This is a genomic window from Flavobacterium ginsengisoli, from assembly GCF_029625315.1.
Lineage (GTDB): Bacteria > Bacteroidota > Bacteroidia > Flavobacteriales > Flavobacteriaceae > Flavobacterium > Flavobacterium ginsengisoli.
In genome coordinates, this window is record NZ_CP121110.1 from 2,639,227 (window position 1) to 2,655,599 (window position 16,373).

General features: G+C 33.4%; 11 protein-coding genes and 2 pseudogenes. 11 read left to right on the top strand and 2 right to left on the bottom strand.

The annotated features are described in order from the left end of the window. Positions 1 to 13 precede the first annotated feature (13 nt). Complete coding sequence (gene gpmI / locus P5P87_RS12300; protein ID WP_278022721.1) at positions 14 to 1,531, top strand: 2,3-bisphosphoglycerate-independent phosphoglycerate mutase; 1,518 nt, start codon at positions 14 to 16, stop codon at positions 1,529 to 1,531. Positions 1,532 to 1,715: 184 nt separating this feature from the next. Here gpmI and P5P87_RS12305 read toward each other — a convergent pair whose 3' ends face one another. Beyond that, positions 1,716 to 2,966, bottom strand: coding sequence for a DUF445 domain-containing protein (locus P5P87_RS12305; protein ID WP_278022722.1), 1,251 nt, complete (start codon positions 2,964 to 2,966; stop codon positions 1,716 to 1,718). 239 nt (positions 2,967 to 3,205) lie between these two features. Here P5P87_RS12305 and map point away from each other — a divergent pair, with 239 nt between their 5' ends. From map to P5P87_RS12340, 7 genes and pseudogenes are all read left to right on the top strand, one after another. Further along, a complete protein-coding gene (map, locus tag P5P87_RS12310) occupies positions 3,206 to 3,988 on the top strand; it encodes a type I methionyl aminopeptidase (protein WP_278022723.1) in 783 nt (260 codons plus the stop codon). A 19-nt stretch (positions 3,989 to 4,007) separates the two neighbouring features. Next, positions 4,008 to 4,781 (top strand): class I SAM-dependent methyltransferase, encoded by a 774-nt coding sequence (locus P5P87_RS12315; protein WP_111376726.1) that lies wholly within the window; start codon positions 4,008 to 4,010, stop codon positions 4,779 to 4,781. 119 nt (positions 4,782 to 4,900) lie between these two features. Then, positions 4,901 to 7,804, top strand: coding sequence for a DEAD/DEAH box helicase (locus P5P87_RS12320; RefSeq protein ID WP_278022724.1), 2,904 nt, complete (start codon positions 4,901 to 4,903; stop codon positions 7,802 to 7,804). A 75-nt stretch (positions 7,805 to 7,879) separates the two neighbouring features. Further along, a complete protein-coding gene (locus P5P87_RS12325; protein WP_278022725.1) occupies positions 7,880 to 9,133 on the top strand; it encodes a type IX secretion system plug protein in 1,254 nt (417 codons plus the stop codon). Between the two features lie 79 nt (positions 9,134 to 9,212). Further along, a complete protein-coding gene (apaG, locus tag P5P87_RS12330) occupies positions 9,213 to 9,599 on the top strand; it encodes a Co2+/Mg2+ efflux protein ApaG (RefSeq protein WP_008467225.1) in 387 nt (128 codons plus the stop codon). Positions 9,600 to 9,752: 153 nt separating this feature from the next. Then, positions 9,753 to 11,379, top strand: a pseudogene (gene pruA, locus P5P87_RS12335) (L-glutamate gamma-semialdehyde dehydrogenase). Positions 11,380 to 11,680: 301 nt separating this feature from the next. Next, the gene (locus tag P5P87_RS12340) at positions 11,681 to 12,364 is read left to right on the top strand and encodes a hypothetical protein (protein ID WP_278022726.1); all 684 of its coding nucleotides are present in this window, start codon (positions 11,681 to 11,683) and stop codon (positions 12,362 to 12,364) included. A gap of 98 nt (positions 12,365 to 12,462) precedes the next feature. Here the strand turns inward: P5P87_RS12340 and rsmG are convergent. Beyond that, positions 12,463 to 13,091, bottom strand: a pseudogene (gene rsmG / locus P5P87_RS12345) (16S rRNA (guanine(527)-N(7))-methyltransferase RsmG). A 107-nt stretch (positions 13,092 to 13,198) separates the two neighbouring features. Here rsmG and P5P87_RS12350 point away from each other — a divergent pair. From P5P87_RS12350 to P5P87_RS12360, 3 genes are all read left to right on the top strand, one after another. After that, a complete protein-coding gene (locus P5P87_RS12350) occupies positions 13,199 to 14,296 on the top strand; it encodes a fatty acid desaturase family protein (RefSeq protein WP_198854390.1) in 1,098 nt (365 codons plus the stop codon). A gap of 76 nt (positions 14,297 to 14,372) precedes the next feature. Continuing rightward, positions 14,373 to 15,563, top strand: a complete 1,191-nt coding sequence (locus P5P87_RS12355; RefSeq protein WP_278022727.1) for a pyridoxal phosphate-dependent aminotransferase — start codon at positions 14,373 to 14,375, stop codon at positions 15,561 to 15,563. A 335-nt stretch (positions 15,564 to 15,898) separates the two neighbouring features. Next, the gene (locus P5P87_RS12360; protein ID WP_278022728.1) at positions 15,899 to 16,237 is read left to right on the top strand and encodes a ferritin-like domain-containing protein; all 339 of its coding nucleotides are present in this window, start codon (positions 15,899 to 15,901) and stop codon (positions 16,235 to 16,237) included. The last annotated feature ends 136 nt before the right edge of the window (positions 16,238 to 16,373 follow it).

Genomic DNA, 16,373 nt, shown 5'->3' on the forward strand with positions numbered 1-16,373 from the left:
AAAACAAAAAGTAATGAACAAAAAAGTTATCCTTATGATTTTAGACGGTTGGGGAAAATCTCCTGACCCTAAAGTATCTGCAATAGACAATGCAAATGTTCCTTTTATAAACAGTCTTTATAAAAACTACCCAAGTGCACAACTTAGAACTGACGGATTAAATGTTGGTTTGCCAGAAGGACAAATGGGAAATAGCGAAGTTGGACACATGAATCTGGGTGCAGGAAGAATTGTATACCAAGATTTAGCCAAAATAAATTTAGCTGTAGAGCATAAAACATTAGCAAAAGAGCAAGTTTTGATTGATGCTTTTACTTACGCTAAAGACAACAATAAGAAAGTACACTTTTTAGGATTAGTTTCGGATGGTGGTGTTCACTCACATACTTCACACCTTCGCGGATTAATCGATGCTTCTCAAGAGTATGGTTTGGATCAAGTTTACATTCACGCTTTTACAGACGGCCGAGATGTTGACCCTAAATCTGGAGCAAAATATATTCATGATCTTGAAGATTATATTAAAGATACTCCTGTAAAAATCGCTTCTATCATTGGTCGTTACTATGCAATGGACCGTGATAAAAGATGGGAACGTGTAAAATTAGCTTACGATCTTGTAGTAAACGGTGTTGGAACTCCATCAACAAATCCCGTTTCTAGTGTTTTGGAAAGCTATGAAAAAGACGTTACTGACGAATTCATCGAACCAGTTGTTATGGTTGATGCTAATGCAAAACCTCTTGCAACTATTGTAGAAGGTGATGTTGTAATCTTCTTTAACTTCAGAACAGATAGAGGGCGCGAACTTACTGAAGCACTTTCTCAGCAAGATTTCCACGAGCAAAACATGCACAAGCTAAACTTATATTATGTAACATTGACAAACTACGACGAGACATATCAAAACGTAAAAGTGGTTTACAATAAAGATAATATCACAGAAACTCTTGGTGAGGTTTTAGAAAAAGCTGGCAAAAAACAAATCAGAATTGCTGAAACAGAGAAATATCCTCACGTAACTTTCTTCTTCTCTGGAGGAAGAGAAACTCCTTTTGAAGGCGAATCTAGAATATTAAGAAACTCTCCAAAAGTAGCAACTTACGATTTAAAACCAGAAATGAGCGCTTACGAACTGGCTGATGCTCTTGTTCCAGAATTGAACAAAGGTGAAGTTGATTTCGTTTGTTTAAACTTCGCAAATGGTGACATGGTTGGCCATACTGGAATTATGGAAGTCGCAATTAAAGCTTGTGAAGCGGTTGACGCTTGCGCGAAAAAAGTTATCGATGCTGCTCTTGCTAACGATTACACTACAATTGTAATTGCAGATCACGGAAACTGCGAAACAATGATCAATCCTGACGGATCTCCAAATACAGCTCACACAACAAACCCAGTGCCGATTATTTTAGTTGACAAACAACTTAAAAGCATTCAAGATGGTGTTTTAGGTGATATTGCTCCAACAATTTTAGAATTAATGGGAGTTCAGCAACCAAATGCTATGACTTGTCATTCATTATTGTAGAAAATATTTTTCTTTATATAAAAAGAGGCAAATTTTAAAAATTTGCCTCTTTTTTTGATCTCTATTTTGTCATTTCGACGAAGGAGAAATCTTCGCGAGAAACTCTACAAAGATTGGCTTATCGTTGTGGACTACTTGTAGAGATTTTTCCTTCGTCGAAACAACAAAATTTACGAGTGTCACATTATAAAAATAAATGATACAATTGTTCCACACCATAAATAATAAGCCCAATAACACCACCAACTAATGTACCGTTAATCCTGATATATTGAAGATCTTTTCCTATTTCTAATTCTAGTTTTTCAGAAACTTCTTTTCCGTCCCAACTTTTTACAGTTGAAGAAATTAAATCCCCAATCACTTTTTTGTTATTTAAAAGAATTGATAATAAATCATTTTTAATGAAATTATTGATCTTATCAATCATTATTGCATCTTCTTTAATTCCATTTCCAAAAGTCTGAATTAACCCTGCGATGCTATTTTTAATAGAAGAATCGTCGCCTTTACTCAAATCGTTTGTAATGGATAATTTAATTTCGTCCCAAATTCCGTTGATGTAATCTTGAACTTCTTTTTTTCCGACAAAACCCAAAATGATATCATTAATTTTAATTCTCATTTCTTCTGAATTCTTTACCTTTTCTAAGAAATTAAAAATGTATTCATCAATCTTTAAACGAACTGCGCTTTCTGGCTTTTTGGCTTCATTTAAAAAATCTTGTAAGCCATTAAAAACACCTTCGGTAATGCTTTTATCTGCCAGTCCAAAACTTAGAAGTGGAGTCGAAGCTTTTACTTTTTGTCTAATTAAATCTTTATTATTAGTCAATTCAGTGCTCATTACTTCGAGAAGATTCGTCAGCATCTGATTTTTCAATTCTCCTTTTTGCAAAGGTTCTAAAGCAACAGCAACCCAATTTCCGAAATTAACTCCTTCTATTTTTTCTTTAAATTGAACCTGAATAAATCTTTTTACATCTTCATCTTTAATCGTTCGTAAGATTCCAGGAATAACATTAATTGTAACAACATTTGCTATTTTATTAGCATTTTCTTCGTGCGAAATCCAATCTGAAGCTTTCACCGCAAAATTAAATTCATCCAATTTAATTTCCATTTTTTCTCGATCCAGAAATTCCTCAGAAACGAAATTCCCAAGATTCTCTCCTATTTCATTTTTCTTGGTAGGAATAATTGCCGTATGCCAAATCGGAATTCCCATCGGATGTCGAAATAATGCCACAACAGCAAACCAATCGGCAATTCCGCCCACCATAGCCGCTTCGCTAAAAGCCTGCAGCATCGGAATTTTAAAATAAATAGCGATTAAAAACAACAGTACTGCAATACCCAAAAGTCCCAAAGCATTTCTCTTCATTTTCTTAAGAGCTTTTACTTTGGCAATATCTCGATCTATAATAGTTTCCATAATTATAAGCGTTTGTATTACTAATTTACTGCTTTTTTTTGGAGATATTAGTTTTGCCACGAATTCCTCCAATTTTCACCAATTGCTTTTACCGTAAAATCTTTGACTAAATCATTTGTGCAAATTCGCGAAATTCGTGGCTAAAAATTTTGCGCAAAAAATGAGATAAAAATTGTATTTTTGCCAACTGAAAATGGGAAAAATATGATTATCCAAAAACTAGAGAAGAAATCGAATTAATGCGCGAAAGTGCTTTAATCGTATCAAAAACATTAGGAATGATTGCTTCTGAAATTAAAGAGGGAGTAACCACATTATATCTTGACAAATTAGCCGAAGAATTTATTCGTGATCACGGTGCAGTTCCAAGTTTCCTTGGATTGTACGATTTCCCGAATTCGCTTTGCATGAGCCCAAATGCTCAGGTTGTTCACGGTATTCCTAATAATATTCCTCTAAAAAGTGGTGATGTTATTTCAGTTGATTGTGGCGCTTTTAAAAATGGTTACCACGGAGATCATGCGTACAGTTTCGAAATTGGAGAAGTTGCACCAGAAGTTAAAAAACTTTTACGTGTCACTAAAGAATCTCTTTACGTTGGAATTAGAGAATTTAAAGCTGGAAATCGTGTAGAAGATGTTGGAAATGCGATTCAAAAATATACTGAAGCTCACGGTTACGGAGTAGTTCGTGAATTGGTCGGACATGGTGTCGGACAAAAAATGCACGAAGAACCAGAAATGCCAAATTACGGAAAACGAGGAAGAGGAAAGCTTTTTGTTGAAGGAATGGTCGTAGCAATCGAACCAATGATTAACATGGGGACTAGAAACATTAAACAACTAAAAGACGGCTGGACAATCTTGACTGCTGACGGAAAACCTAGTGCGCATTTTGAGCACGATGTAGCTTTGGTTGACGGAAAACCTGAGTTATTATCTACTTTCCAATATATCTACAAAGCTTTAGGAATCGAAAGCAACGAAGAAGACGAATTCAGACAAGTTCCATTAGTATTATAATACAACCCGAATCAAACCAGTGAAAAAACTTTTCAAATTAGTTTTAAATACAATCCCGCGTCCAATATTAATTCGTTTGAGTTATGTGGCGCGTCCAATTTTAGCTTTCTCTTTAAAAGGAGATAAATTTACAGATCCAATTGACGGAAAAAGCTTTAAATCGTTTTTGCCTTACGGATACGGAAAACAGCGTAATAATGTACTTTCGCCAAGTACACTTTCTTTAGAAAGACACCGTTTGCTTTGGTTGTATTTAAACGATCAGACTGATTTTTTTACAGCGCCAAAAAAAGTATTGCATTTTGCCCCAGAACAAGCTTTTTATAAAAGATTCCGTAAGCAAAAAAACCTTGATTATACAACAACCGATTTACTTTCTCCTTTGGCAGATGTAAAAGCAGATATCTGCAATTTACCTTTCAAAGACAATGAATATGATGTTATTTTATGCAATCACGTTTTAGAACATATTCCTGATGACACAAAAGCAATGCAGGAATTATTCAGAGTTTTAAAGCCTGGCGGAATGGCAATTTTGCAGATTCCTCAAGATTTATCTCGTGAAGTTACATTTGCAGATGATTCTATTACAGATCAAAAAGAACGTGCTAAAATCTTCGGACAATACGATCACGTGCGTGTTTACGGACGCGATTATTTTGACAAATTAAGAAGCATTGGTTTTATTGTTATCGAAGAAGATTATACCAATAAAATTGCACCAGAATTGGTTGAAAAATACTGTTTAGCAAAGGGCGAAATTATTCCGCTTTGCTTTAAACAGGAAAACTAATTTTTCATCAAATAAGTGATATAAGTTCATTAAAAAGAGTTTTCAAATTATTGATATTTTGAAAACTCTTTCTTTTTTTGCCCAATCTTAAAATACAAGCCTAACCAAATCCCTAAACCTTGGAACCTACAAAATCCTTTCAGTTCTGTTTTGACATCAGTTTTGAAAAAAATCTGAACGCCTATATCCCAACAGCGTATATTGTCGAAAATACAAGCGAAATCAAATATCTTGACAAAAAAGCAACCAAAGGCGTGCTGGAGAGTTTTGGTATTGATTATGAAACTTTAGATCACAATTCAAAAAAGATTCTTACTATTTGCGAATCTTTAAAACCTGAATTTGTATTTAAAAAATTTAGCACAAAAGTAAAATCAGCCAAAACAATTGCCGATTTGCAGAAAGATTCTAAAATTGATTTTGCTATTCGCCAGCATTTAAAAATTAATTTAAGTCCGTTTTACAGTTTAATTGTTCAAGAGCAATATCCGCTGTCTATTGATTTAGGACCCGAAAAAGATTTTTATCGTTCAAGAGTCAGCATCGATCCATTAGATTTTGAACCTCAAATTCAGTTCGATAAACATTCAGAAGGAATCACTTATACCCTTTCTTTAAAAGAAAACGAGACTACATTTTTGCCAATGGACAATAAAGTAGATATTCTTTCTGATGAACCTGGCTGGTTGATTGTCAATAAAAAACTAGGACAATTAAAAGAGTTAAACGGTAAAAAACTGACTCCATTTTTAAAGAAAAAATCAATCGAGATTCCTTCAAAATTGGTTGATGATTATTTTAAAAATTTCATTCCCGAAATAGCTAAAAAAATTGACATTGATGCCAATGGTTTTGAAATTGAACTTCGTGACCAAATCGCTTCTTGTACGATTCAGCCTGTTTTTGATTTCTTTAAAAACTGTTATTATCTCAATCTTTATTTTGATTATAACGGATATATTTTTGATGGAAGCAAAACAAAAAAAACACATTCATTTGTAGATTTCAGCGTTGCCAATGAACCTCGAATCATTCAGTTTAAACGAAGCGCTGATGAAAATTCATATGCAGAAAAACTATTCGAAGTTGGTTTAGAAAAAATCAAAAATGAATTATTTGGATTAATTTCTGATGCTGAAAATTCAGATCCTTATATCAACATTCAATTGATAATTGACAATAAAGAAAAACTGAAAGATCTAGGCTTTAACATTGAAAACTTAAAACTGGAAAGCAAAGAAATTATCACTGAAAACCACAGTATTTCTGCTTCTAAAGAAACAACTGGAGATTGGTTTGATATTAAAATCATCATCACGGTTGGAAATTATAAGATTAATTTCAGCGAAATTATTCCAAACATAAAAAGCAAAGAAAGACTTTTCCCTTTGCCTGACGGAAACTACTTTTTGATTCCGTTAGAATGGTTTAGCAAATATGGTTCTTTGGCGAAATTAGCTAAAACAGAAAATGGAGTTCTTTTGTTACGCAAAAGCAATTTTACAGCTTTAGACGGAATTTCAGAAATTGACAGTGATTTAGATCAAATTCATCAGGCCGAATTTACTGCTTCAGACTTGATAAAAGCAACTCTACGACCGTATCAAATTGAGGGTGTAAAATGGCTTTTAGGACACTTCAATTCTAACATGGGAGCTTGTTTAGCCGACGATATGGGACTAGGAAAAACATTGCAGACTTTATCTGTTTTGGTTTCCGTACAGGAACAATTAGGCTTTACAACCAAAACCACCAATTTTGATTTGTTTTCGAACGAAACAACTGTAGAAAGAGAACCATTAAAAGCTCTAATTGTTCTTCCTTCTTCTTTGGTTTTTAACTGGTTTAATGAAGCTGGAAAATTCACGCCTCACTTTTCGAAAATGCAATATGTTGGTAACGACAGAAAATCTTTAGCAAGCAGAATCAATTCGACCGACTTGATTTTTACAAGTTACAGCATTATTCATCGTGATATTTCAATTTTAGAAAAGTACGATTTCCGTTATCTGATTTTGGACGAGAGCCAATACATCAAAAACAAAAATTCTAAGATTTTTAAAGCTATAAATAAAATTAGTACGGGACATAAAATTGCTTTAAGCGGAACACCAATCGAAAATTCGCTTGACGATTTATGGTCACAAATGCAGTTTATCAATCCTGATATTTTGGGAACTTATGCCTTTTTCATGGAAAATTTCAAAAATCCGATTGAGAAAAAACAGAATGAAGAAGTTTTATCAGAATTGAAAAACCTCATTCAACCTTATATTTTAAGACGAACCAAAGAACAGGTTTTAAAAGATTTACCAGAATTAACAGAGCAGATTTATTACTGCGACATGGATCCTGAACAGGAAAAATTATACGAAAAAGAAAAATCTAAAGCTCGTAATTTCTTACTCAAAACGGATGGATCTCCTGATAAAATCAGTATTATTAATACGTTGATGAAATTGCGTCAGTTAAGTAATCACCCAAAAATGGTTGATGCAGATTCTGAAATTGATTCTGGAAAATTTATTGCTGTTACTAATTATCTAGAAAACTTGGTAAAAGCAAAACAAAAGGTGATCATCTTTAGTTCGTTTGTTACCAATTTGAATTTTTATACCGATTGGTGTAAGGAAAACAAAATTGAATTCTGCGAAATTACTGGCGAAACGCCAGCAGATAAAAGAGAACAGCAGGTGAAGATGTTTCAAGAAAAAGAAAATCCGTTATTGTTCTTTATTTCATTAAAAGCAGGTGGAGTTGGTTTAAATATTACGAAAGCTTCTTACGTTTTATTCTTGGATCCTTGGTGGAATCCTTTCGCCGAAAAACAAGGCGTTGGACGTGCGCATAGAATTGGACAAATGAATAAAGTTAACGTTGTTCGATTTATTTCGAAAAACACAGTTGAGGAAAAAATCATCAAACTGCAAGAAAATAAAAAGCTATTATCAGATTCTCTTTTGGAAGAAAGTTACATCAATGATGAGATTGAAGGTAACTTAGAATACATTTTAGGCTCGTAATTGTTAAACCCAACAGATTGGCATCTTTTTCGTTGTATAAAATTGTTATATTTACAAATCTTACAACAAAATACGATGCCAAAATTTTTATATACAAGCTTTATTTTCCTTTTTATTTTCACTTTAGCGAAAGCTCAAGAAAAAGAAATTGATCCTCCTTATAATATTAAAACGGTTTCTTTTATTCAAAATGGAAGTAATGTTCCGCCAATTTTCGAATTGGGTTCTGGATTTTCATTTCAATTTGATGATTTGTTTGGCAATGAAGCTAATTATTATTTTGAAATCATTCATTGCGATTACAATTGGATTCCAACAGCTATTCCAAAAACAGACTACGTTGTCGGCATGGATAACCAGAGAATTACAGACTTTTCTAATTCGTTTAATACACTTCAAGTATATACTCATTATAGGCTTACTTTTCCGAATCAGTTTACACAACAAATACGTCTTTCGGGAAATTATATGCTTCGGATTTTAAATGAAGATCGGGAACTCGTTTTCTCAAGAAAATTTATTTTATATGAAAATCATTGTACCGTTGGAGTACAAGTAAAAAGAAGCCGTAATCTGAGTAATATTGATTACAAGCAGAATCTAGAATTTACAATTTTATCAAATGATATTGCTTTTCAGACTCCATTGCAGAATGTAAAAGTGCTTTTATTGCAAAATGGAAACTTTCAAACTGAGATAAAAAACATTGTTCCTCAATACACCATTGGCAATCAGCTTATTTACAAATATGACAAAGAAACTCAATTTTGGGGAGGAAATGAGTTTTTATATTTTGAAAATAAAGACATTCGCGCAGCCAGTAATAATGTTGCTAAAATAGGCTCGAACAATGATATCTATAATTCATTTTTATACACCAATGCCGCAAGAGGAAATCAGATTTATACTAATTATGAAGATGTAAACGGAAACTTTGTGGTAAAGAACATTAATGGATCTAACAACGATATTGAAGCTGATTATGCGTGGGTTTATTTTACGCTTTCTGCGCCTGCTTTTAGAATGAATAAAGATATTTATATTACAGGAATGTTCAATAATTACAGCCTTTCTCCAGAATACAAAATGGATTACAATACTGATAAAGCAGTTTTTGAAAAAGCCATTATGATTAAGCAGGGTTTTACTAATTTTCAATATACCGTTGCAGACAAAAAAGAGGTTATTGATTTTGAAAATGCCATTGACGGAAACTTTTATCAGACTGAAAACGAGTACACCATCTTGGTTTATTACAAAGAAGCAACAGATCGTTATCAGCGTGTAATTGGAAAAGGAAATGCAAACTCTATCAATATAGTCAATTAAAACAATGTTAAGGTTTTAGGTTAAACGATTTTTTTTCGTAGCTTTGCCACTATAACACTCACATATATACGGCGTTAGTATGGTTTCTCAAATTACACGAGGCATAAAAATATCTGTTTTGACTAGTTTTGAAGGTACATACTTCAAAAACTACAAGATTCATTTTGCTTTTAGCTACGTAGTTACCATCGAAAATCATAGTAAAGACTCTGTACAATTAACTTCTCGCCACTGGGAAATTTTTGATTCTTTAAATGATTTGGAAGTGGTAGACGGTGAAGGTGTAATTGGTAAAAAACCAGTTCTAAAACCTGGCGAAAACCATACATACAGTTCTGGCTGTTTATTATCGTCTCCTTACGGCGCAATGAAAGGTCATTTTAACATGATCAATTTTACTACAACAAAAACATTCAAAGTAATTGTTCCAACTTTTAGAATGTGTGCTCCTTTTGCATTAAATTAAGATATAGTTTACATCTATAGCATTTATCGTTATCTTAATCATAAAATTGTCAATTTATTAATTTATCCTTTGTACTTTTGTGCAGCGTTAGATTATTCGTAACAAAACAAATCGTCTGACTTTAAATTGTCTAATTCACAAATTTTAAATAACATGCTTAAAGGATTTTTTCATGTACCAAAAGCGGTAAACGAGCCTGTAAAAAGCTACGCACCAAACTCACCAGAAAAAGTTGCTGTTCAGGCTGCTTATACCACAATGTGGAATTCTCAAATTGACGTTCCTTTATATATTGGAAGCGAAGAAATTAGAACTGGAAACACAAGAAACATTACAGCTCCACACGACCACAAACATGTTGTTGGAAAATACCATTTAGCTGAAAAACAACATATTGAAAAAGCAATTGCAAACGCACTTGAAGCAAGAAAAAAATGGGCAAACATGGCATGGGAACAACGTCGTTGCTATTTTCTTAAAAGTTGCTGAACTTATCGCTGGACCATACAGAGCTCGCATTAACGCCGCTACAATGATTGGTCAGTCTAAAAATATTCACCAAGCAGAAATCGATTCTTCTTGCGAGTTAATCGACTTCTTACGTTACAATGTTGAGTTCATGACTCAAATCTACAACGATCAACCAAAATCAGACTCTACTGTCTGGAATCGTTTAGAATATAGACCTTTAGAAGGTTTTGTTTACGCAATTACTCCATTCAACTTTACTGCTATCGCTGCAAACCTTCCTGCAAGTGCAGCTATGATGGGTAACGTTGTAGTTTGGAAACCAAGTGATAGCCAAGTATTTTCAGCAAAAGTTATCGTTGATGTTTTCAAAGAAGCAGGAGTTCCAGACGGCGTTATCAACGTAGTTTTTGGAGATGCTTTAATGATTACAGATACTGTTTTGGCTAGCCGTGATTTTGCTGGTGTTCACTTTACAGGATCAACTCACGTATTTAAAGATATTTGGGCTAAAATTGGTGCAAACATTAACAATTACAAAACATACCCAAGAATTGTTGGTGAAACTGGAGGTAAAGATTTTATCATTGCTCACCCAAGCGCAAACGTAAAACAAGTAGCTACAGGAATTACTCGTGGAGCATTTGAATTCCAAGGACAAAAATGTTCTGCAGCTTCTAGAGCTTATATTCCACAAAGTTTATGGCCAGCTGTAAAAGGGCAATTAATAGCTGATGTAAAATCTATGAAAATGGGATCTCCAGAAGATTTCGGAAACTTCATTACAGCAGTTATTCACGAAGGTTCTTTTGACAAATTAGCTAGCTATATTGACCAAGCTAAAAAAGATGCTGATGCAGAAATCATCGTTGGAGGAAATTATGATAAATCTGTTGGATACTTTATTGAACCAACGGTTATTGTAACTACAAACCCAAAATATACTACAATGGAAACTGAGTTATTTGGACCAGTTATCACAATCTACGTTTACGAAGATGCTAAATGGGAAGAAACTCTTGAATTAGTTGACACTACTTCTGAGTACGCTTTAACAGGAGCCGTATTTAGCCAAGATCGTTATGCTATTGAAGTTGCTACAACTAAATTACAAAACGCCGCAGGTAACTTCTACATTAACGACAAACCAACTGGAGCTGTTGTAGGAATGCAACCATTTGGTGGAGCAAGAGCTTCTGGAACTAATGATAAAGCAGGTTCTGCATTGAACTTATTGCGTTGGGCTTCTCCAAGAACTATCAAAGAAACTTTTGTAACTCCAGAAGATTACAGATACCCTTTCTTAGGATAATCTGTTTTTAGAGTTTATATTATAAAAAGCGGGAATTTCATTTGAAATTCCCGCTTTTGCTTTTGTAGCAAAAAAAATCGACAAAATGTCTATTATAATAAGTGATAATTTTTCAAGTTTTTCCTGTAAATATTATTTGTAATACTTTTCTTATTTAATTATAAATCAACACTTTAAAAACACAAATACCTTATTTTGATACTTTTAAAGCTTCTTGTTCCGTTCAAAAAAAACTTATCCTCATAAATTTGTTTCAATATTAAACAACATTAAGAGATATTATAAAACAAACTATATAAACATGAGAAATTTAAACAATGTTCCAAAAGTTATTATGGAATCAAAAAGTATAGGCCACCCAATTAATTATAAATGGACAAAAAAGAAAATAAATAAACTTTTAGATTGCGTCGAAGGAAATGAAGAACTTGAAAAGACTTTAATGCAGATTAATCATAAAGGTTCTATGGGGCTAACAGCAGCACTATTAGAATGGATTTACTGGCGCTTTACGGGTTATAGTCAAGCTACGCACGACACACAAAAACGTATTGAGGCACTTTGGTGCTCTATTAATAATCTTGAGCAGACAAATCCTTTATTATTTGATACCGAATTTGAAATACCAGCAAATGGTTCGGTAGATGGAGCACTTTGGATTGCTCTAATGAATGTTAGAATAATTGATGCTAGATACAGAAAAGGTTCATTCTTTTTACAAAATGACCTTGTTGGACTGGTTCTGCTAGCATATCATATTACACCTAAAAGAAAGAATTTCAACAATTGGTTTGAACAAACTATTATCAAGTTGACTCATTCTCATCCTAATCCGTATAAAAATGATAAATTGGATGAAAGTGATGAAGCTATTTATGATTCTTCACATGAACCTTTAATTTCGAGAGAATTTTTCTTTGACCCGAATTTCAATATAGCGTTGAAGCATCAGAAAATGCAATTCATAATTTTATTGACAATTTAGATCCAAAGGCAAATACCTTTCTTAATTTTTCAAAGAAAGCTTCCTAATTTTTAATTGAAAAATAACCCGATTAGAAAATACTAATCGGGTTATTTTATTTAAGGTTTAAACTTTAAAGGAAGATGGACTACTTTTTTGGTTTCAAAAAATTCATCTTCAAAAAAATCAGCCAAATCATACAAGGTGGCACTTGGAAAATCTTTCAATTCTTCCGTTAAATCACCTCCTTTTAAATAAAGAATACCATTCTTTAATTTGTGCTTGTGTCGCTTTTTAATTTTATCTTTTATCCAAGAAACAAAATCTGGCATATTAGTTACAGCACGGCTTACAATAAAATCGAAATCGCCTTTTACCAATTCAGCACGTTTTTGTTCTGCTTTTACATTCTTTAATTCTAACGCATCAGCAACACCTTGAACCACTTTTATTTTTTTTGCGATAACATCAATTAAATAAAAACGAGTTTCCGGAAACAGAATTGCTAACGGAATTCGGGAAAACCTCCACCAGTTCCAACATCTAAAACGGTTGTTCCAGGTTCGAATTTCATAACCTTAGCAATTCCTAAGGAATGCAAAATGTGTTTTGTATATAATGAATCGATGTCTTTACGCGAAATAACATTGATTTTTTCATTCCAATCGTGGTATAAAAAGTCTAATTTTTGAAATTGTTCGATTTGAAGATCGGTCAAATTTGGAAAATATTTCAATATCTCATCCATTGCTCTAAATTTTTAACAAAAGTACTACTTTACGATTGAAATATTTAACTCAATTTTGCAAATTGAGAATTTATAATAATTACCTTTGAAATCTATTTAAAACAATTATGAATAACACTGCTCCAACTTTTGCACGGCAAGACAATTTAAAGTTCTTTAGAACGCTTAACTCTCGCGTTAACAATTACTTTAAAGAAAATAATATAAAAAAAACCGGAAACTGGCAGTTACATTTAAAAGCTGTTATTCTATTTGCTGTTTTTTTAACCCCTTACTTTTTAATCCTTACGCTTAACATGCCTTTTTGGGTAATGTTGCTTTTATCAATCGTAATGGGTATTGGAATGGCTGGTGTTGGAATGAATGTCATGCACGATGGTAATCATGGTTCTTATTCTACAAAAAGCTGGATTAATAAATTTATGGGCGGAACAATTTATGTTTTGGCCGGAAATGTTTATAACTGGCAAGTACAACACAATGTTCTTCATCATACTTATACTAATATCCCTGGTCATGATGAGGATCTAGATGCAGGAAGGATTATTCGTTTTACAGAACATGCAGAATGGCATCGCTTTCATCGTTTTCAACATTATTACTCTGTTTTCTTATACGGTTTATTGACATTTAATTGGGCATTAACTACCGATTTTAAGCAAATGAGAAACTACTTAAAAAGAAAATTATCTTATGGCGAGCCAAAAAGCCCGAAGATTCTTTGGACCACTTTAATCATCACCAAAATGATTTATGTTTCGATATGGATTGTTTTACCAATCTTAATCGGGATTACATGGTGGAAAGTGCTTCTTGGATTTTTCGCAATGCATTACACCGCAGGATTAATCCTGAGCGTGGTATTTCAATTGGCACACGTTGTGGATCATACTACAAATCCAACTCCTAATGAATTAGGAGAAATGGATAATACTTGGGCGGTTCACCAATTATACACAACAACTAATTTTGCACCTAAAAATGCAATCGTAAATTGGTATACCGGAGGATTAAACCATCAAATAGAACATCATATTTTTCCAAATATCAGTCATATTCATTACGGTAAAATTGCAAAAATTGTAAAAGAAACAGCAAAAGAATGTGATTTACCATATTATGAATACAAAACAATGCGAAGTGCTGTTATTGCTCACTTTAAGCATCTACGTGATTTGGGAATGAAACCAAAATTAGCGGTTTAGCAACTAAAAAAAATCTATTAATAATTAACCTTCCTTAATAGGCGCAGACAAATTAAGGACATTCAAAAATTTTATAATGAATCATATTCTTTCGGACAGAATCAACAACTTAGCGACTTCGCAAACATTAGCAATGGCTGCTTTAGCACGTGAATTAAAAGCACAAGGAAAAGACATTATCAGTTTAAGTTTAGGTGAGCCTGATTTCAATACACCAGACTTCATTAAAGAAGCAGTAAAAAAAGCAGTAGACGAAAATTACAGCACATATTCTCCAGTAGAAGGTTATCTTGAACTAAGAGAAGCAATTTGCAGAAAATTCAAAAGAGATAATGATTTAGAGTACAAACCAACTCAAATCGTAGTTTCTACAGGAGCAAAACAATCTTTATACAATATTGCACAAGTAATGTTAAACGATGGTGACGAGGTTATTTTACCAGCACCTTACTGGGTTTCTTATTTCGAAATTGTAAAACTTTCTGGTGGAGTTCCAGTTGAAGTTCCGACTTCTGTAGAAACAGATTTCAAAATGACACCAGAACAATTAGAAGCCGCAATCACACCAAAAACAAAAATGATGTGGTTCTCTTCTCCATGCAATCCATCTGGATCTGTTTACAGCAGAGAAGAATTAACAGCTTTGGCAAAAGTTCTAGAAAAACACCCAAATATTTATGTCGTTTCAGATGAAATTTATGAGCACATCAATTTCTCAGGAACTTTCTGCGACATCGGATCTATTCCAGGAATGTTAGAAAAAACAATCACTGTAAACGGAGTTGCAAAAGCATTCGCAATGACAGGATACAGAATTGGTTATATTGGAGCACCAGAATTCATCGCAAAAGCGTGTACAAAAATTCAAGGACAAGTAACTTCTGGTGCAAATTCTGTGGCTCAACGCGCTACAATCACTGCAGTAGATGCTGATCCAAGCGTATTAAACCATATGGTTGAGGCTTTCCACGGTCGTAGAGATTTAGTGGTTGGATTATTAAAAGAAATTCCAGGAGTAAAAATCAACGTTCCAGAAGGTGCATTCTACGTATTCCCAGACGTTTCTTCTTTCTTCGGAAAAACATTAAAAGGACACGAAATTAAAGATGCAAACGACGTTTCGATGTATCTTTTAGCAGAAGCTAACGTTGCAACTGTAACTGGTGACGCTTTCGGGAATCCAAACTGTATTCGTTTCTCTTACGCAACAAGCAACGATATCTTAAAAGAAGCATTACGCAGAATCAAAGAAGCTTTGACTGCATAACAATATTCTAAGTTTTTATAAAAACGGCTTAAGGTTCAAAAGTTTCATCACTTTTATACTTTAAGCTGTTTTTTTTATGGGCGTGTCCTACGGCCGGGCTATCCACTATATCTTTTATGGCGAACCCCGCCAAAAAAGGATATCGCTCCTATCCCTCACGCAAACCATAATAAGAGAAAAAATCTGCTTTATCTGCAAAATCTGCAGGACAAATAAATGCGTAAATTTCAAAATTCCCATTCTACAATATTATAAAACCTCGATTGTAATCCTGTAAAAGAAAGCATGTTATAATTACAAACTTTGTAACATATTAATTTCAAAAATTATATGTCATGATACATACAGATGAAACCATACAGGAAACCGTTAAAACTTTGGAAGGATTAATTTCAATTCTTGAAGATGGAAAACTAGGATATACAGATGCAGCAGAACATGTAGAAAATCCAGCCATGAAAACCGATTTCTTGGAATATGCGCGCGAAAGAGCCTTGTTTATTGTAGAATTGCAAAACCAAATCAATAAACTAGGAAAATCAACAGATACTTCTGGCGGAGGACCGCTTGGAGTCTTGCATCGTACATGGATAGATATAAAATCAGCATTTACTGGCGGTGATACAGAATCTATCATAAATGCTTGTATTACTGGTGAAGAAGTCTGCTATTAAAAAATACAAAATGGCACTCGAAGAAAATCATTTGGAACACGATCAAATTTACATTGTTTCTAAGCAATTAAATAGTATTCAAAATACTTTATCACAAATTAAAATGAGAGCAAGCTAAACGATTCATGCTTTTTTT